Here is a 4,448-nt window from a genome sequence, read left to right as displayed (position 1 = left end):
ATGATCAATATTATTATTTTCATATAGAATTTTTATTTTGCTTATATTATCTTTTAAGCATTGCTGAACAATTTTAATTTTTCTTTTTACATTGATTGGCAAGTTGCAAATAGCATCAACAACTATATTATCAAGCGATCCAGAACCTTGACTGCCTCCTATGATAAGAATATTATAAATTCCATTAAAAGTATTGTGTGTATTATATATATTCTCATTGGTAAAGTTTCCTGTTAAAACACATTTTTCTTCTTTGACATATTTTGTACCAGGGAAACTTGTTGAAATAAATTGTGCATAATTAGAGAATAACCTATTTACCATACCTAGAACTATATTTTGTTCATGTAAAACTATAGGTATAGAGAAGATTCTTGCTGCAAGAAGGGTTGGAAAAGAAGCATAGCTACCAAATCCAATAACTAGTTTTGGTTTTACCTTTTTTATTTTATATATTGCCAATAAGCAGCTGTATGCTAATAGCATACAAAACTTAAACTTGTGAAAAATGTTGCCACTGAACCCACATAAAGGTAATATATAACTTTCTAATTTAATATCTCTTTTGCTATTAATTTTGAATCTTTTATCAAAAAACATCATACAATTGTAATCTTTTAGTTTGTTCGCTAGATTAATAGCAGGAAAAACATGCCCACCTGTACCACCTGTTGCTAGAACAATTTCTACTGAACTCATATTTATGTAGTTATTACTCTTTACTTCATTAATAGTAACATAAAATAGAAAAATATAAAGGTGGCATAAGAGTAAATGATTATTGCTATAATGTTTAACATATTATTTGGGATCTTCTATTTTTATATTCAAAGATTAATCCTTTTGTTTGTTAAAGTATTTGATTAAGAGAGAAAAAACATTAATATTATTAGCCTAAGGGGGATTATAAAAAACAAATAAAATTTTTAATTTATTTTTTCAATTATTGTACGGTGTATCAGTGGTAAGTAGTAGCAAAAAAATATTAATAGATTCTATATGTTCTGATGAAGTTAGGGCTGCTGTTTTACTAGGTGATAAAATAGTTGAATTTGAACAAGAGTTCAAAGAAAAAAAACAACTAAGAGGAAATATATATGTTGCCTATGTAAGGCGTATAGAACCATCCTTACAAGCTGTATTTATCGAATATGGAAATAATAAGCAAGGTTTTTTACCATTTTCTGAAATATCTATAGAATACTTTAATATTCCAGAAGAAGAAAAGGAATTAATCTTCGAGGCTTATGCAAAGAAAAATAATACACATGATAAAATTAATTCTTCTAATGGTGAAGAGAGTCATAGCCTTTATTCTGTTGGTAAGGAAAAGTCTATATATATAAAATATAAGTTACAAGATGTAATAACCCTAAATCAGAAAATTTTGGTGCAGTTAACTAAAGAAGAACGTGGCCATAAAGGAGCGTCTTTTACAACATATGCAACTCTTGTTGGAAGATATTGTGTTTTTATGCCGAATTCTGATAGCAAAGGTGGGGTGTCTCGTAGAATTGAAGATGTTAATGTAAGAAATCGTTTAAAAGAAATATTAAGTCTTTTGAAGCTGCATCCTAGGTCTGGTTTGATTATAAGGACTATTGGAGCAGATAAAAGCAAAGCAGATATTGAACAAGATTATATTTATCTATGTAATTTATGGCAGAACATTCAAAAAAATGCCTTTTCAACTCACTTTCCTTCACTGATTTATAATGAGTCAGATATGGTGATGCGCTTTGTAAGAGATCTATGTAATCAAGATACACAAGAAATAATAATCTCAGGAAGAGAAGTCTATGAAGAAGTAAAAAAGTATTTTTCTATAATAAAAAGTAGGTTACGCATTAGATTATACAATGGATCCATTCCAATATTTGTTTATTATGGAGTAGAGGATCAGATTTCTGAGTTATATGCTAATAAAGTTATATTACCTTCAGGTGGCTCCCTGGTAATTGTGTTAACTGAAGCTTTTGTTTCAATAGATGTGAATTCTGGAAAGATGACTGGTGAAGATAATATAGAGGAAACAGCTTATAAAACCAATATGGAAGCAGTTAATGAAATATCGAGACAAGTGAATTTAAGAGGTTTATCAGGTTTAATAGTTATCGATTTTATTGGAATGGTAAAATATCACTACTGCAGAGCAGTTGAATATGCAATTAAGCAAGCTTTTAAAAATGATAGAGCTAAAATTCAATTCAGCTATATTAATGATTTTGGCTTAATGGTATTATCAAGGCAAAGAATAAAACCAAATATACAAGAAATTAATACTAAAGAGTGTTCTCATTGTAAGGGAGTAGGGAAGATAAAATCTCCTGAAGTTATTACAGCATCAATCTTTAGAAGTTTATATTATGCTATAGATAAGGATAAGAATAAAAATTTTTATCTAACTGCTCATAGCATTGTTATAAGTTATATTTTTAATAATAAACGTGATGCTATCAGCGCAATTGAAAAAAAATGTAATGTGATAATAAGTGTCAGCATAGACGATAGTCTTGATGTGGATGCCTTTGCATTAAAAGTGTTAGATAATGACTTACCTCACAATAATTATAGTAATACAATTGCACCATTAAAGAACTCTGGTTATCAATCTAAAGATTATGACACTGATAACTTAGAGAAAAAAGTTAATAATTTTTGGTTGACTAAATGGCTTTTACGTCTTTTTGGATCAAAACATTAGATTTATTTTCAAGTAGATAATTAATTCATTTTTATTTTAATAAAATTCATTAAATAGGTAATTATATTTTATTCATAATTAATATATTACTCTTATAATAATCAATATGTCAATAATAAATGTAAAATGGTTAAAAATTCTGAAAAAGATAATAAAAAGCCTGGACTTGGAAGTAAAATACTAAATTTTGTACCATGGAGAGTAGCGTTAACAGCTGCTGCTATTCCTGTTGCTGGTCCTATAGCTGGTGCTGTCGTTGGAACCTTAGCATACGGTAATTATAGAAAGAATAATATAGAGCAAGAATCTGGTGATAAAAAGGAACAATCTAATAAAAAGGGCAAATCTGATGATGAAAAAGAACAATCTGCTGAAAAGGAACCTAGTAACTTAAAAAAACTTTTATTTAGAGGTGGCGCTATTTTAGCTGGTTTTATTATTGGAGGTCCAGTAGGTGCAATAGTTGCTACAAGTCTTGTAGTTGCTGATATAGCAGCAAACGGTGCACTTATTAATGGTATAGAAAAATCATTAGATGTAGGCTATAATGTATTAAGTAATGTTGCAAATAAGTCATTAGATGCAGGAAAATGGGTGGCTGGTAAAATAAAAGGTTCTAAAGAAATAGTAAGTGACCAAATTGATAATACAGAAGATAAAATAAAAGGTTCTAAAGAACAAGGACAAAGTGGTGAACATGAAGTTAGTGCCAAAGAAGTGAATGAGGACAAAGAACAACCACTAAGGAGATCACACTCAATGAGTGCTTTAGATAATAGTGTTACGATAGATGATTTAGCAAAACGTTTTAAACAATCTAAGGAAAATTTAAAAGATTATAAGGATAATAAAAATGAAGGGCCACATGCTAAAAAAGAATCAGCAAGAAGAGAACAACAAGCTGGAAAAGGAAGTGGTCGTGGTATGTAGCCTATAAATTCAATATAATTAGGTATACATAACTAGAGTACTCAATAAAAACTGTATAAAACAGAAAATAATTAGATAGACAAAAGATAGGTGCTTAATATTTTTATAAAAGTTTACAATCCTCCATGCTAAGCGGTAGTTTATCCATTTTGTATTGAGCGTCAGAAGCAACTCCATAAACTCTTGGAGGAGGAGTAACTTTATTTTCAAGACCAAAATTTACCCCTTTTATTATTGCAAGTAATACTTCTTGAAGGTCAGAATCAGCTCCAGGAACACGATGTTCTAAACGACATTTTGCTAAATCACCATTAAAGTCAGGGATCCTGATAGCAGCTGTTCTATTATTTTTCCCCCAACTTACCGTAGTTGGAGTGTTTATATCTGGGTAGCGAAACCTAAAATATGAGTTGTCGTTAGGAGCAAAATATAGCATATGTTTTTTTAACATAGCACATAACCCACCAATACTATGTAGTAAATAACTGCTACAATCTTTTTCATACATATAAAAAAGATTATTACCATTATAGTCTATTAAATTAACATGTACATTTAAAGCACTACCAGCCCTGTTCAAATATGGCTTTGCTTTAAATGAGACTTCTCCACCAAATTTATGTGCTACCTCCTTGATTAATTTTTTTACTAATCTGTAACGTTCTATCAGGCCTTTATAATCAATACACCAGTTGCTTTTTACTTCATATTGATCGATAGCAGTCTCTTTTTCACATGAAAAACTGAGTGACTCAAGTCTTTTTATAGGTAAGAAGGATTAGATATGTTTTCCTTACAATTGAAAAACTTCCTA

At 29.6% G+C, this 4,448-nt stretch carries 4 protein-coding genes; 2 read left to right on the top strand and 2 right to left on the bottom strand.

Going from position 1 to position 4,448, the window contains the following annotated elements:
• A partial coding sequence (locus V6U76_RS04600; RefSeq protein ID WP_333023922.1) for a UDP-N-acetylglucosamine--N-acetylmuramyl-(pentapeptide) pyrophosphoryl-undecaprenol N-acetylglucosamine transferase occupies nucleotides 1-699 on the bottom strand: 699 nt, incomplete at its 3' end.
• Between the two features lie 262 nt (nucleotides 700-961).
• Here V6U76_RS04600 and V6U76_RS04595 point away from each other — a divergent pair.
• Nucleotides 962-2,704 carry an Rne/Rng family ribonuclease gene (locus tag V6U76_RS04595; protein WP_333023921.1) on the top strand — a complete coding sequence of 581 codons (1,743 nt, stop codon included), beginning with the start codon at nucleotides 962-964 and terminating at the stop codon, nucleotides 2,702-2,704.
• Nucleotides 2,705-2,830: 126 nt separating this feature from the next.
• Complete coding sequence (locus V6U76_RS04590) at nucleotides 2,831-3,634, top strand: hypothetical protein (RefSeq protein ID WP_333023920.1); 804 nt, start codon at nucleotides 2,831-2,833, stop codon at nucleotides 3,632-3,634.
• Nucleotides 3,635-3,737: 103 nt separating this feature from the next.
• Here the strand turns inward: V6U76_RS04590 and V6U76_RS04585 are convergent, their stop codons facing one another.
• A complete protein-coding gene (locus tag V6U76_RS04585; protein WP_333023923.1) occupies nucleotides 3,738-4,304 on the bottom strand; it encodes a type I glutamate--ammonia ligase in 567 nt (188 codons plus the stop codon).
• Between the last annotated feature and the right edge of the window lie 144 nt (nucleotides 4,305-4,448).

It is taken from the genome of Wolbachia endosymbiont of Pentidionis agamae (assembly GCF_036711655.1).
GTDB lineage: Bacteria > Pseudomonadota > Alphaproteobacteria > Rickettsiales > Anaplasmataceae > JAZHPY01.
The sequence above is the reverse complement of the archived record's forward strand: the minus strand, read 5'-3'. Positions and strand labels throughout refer to the sequence as shown.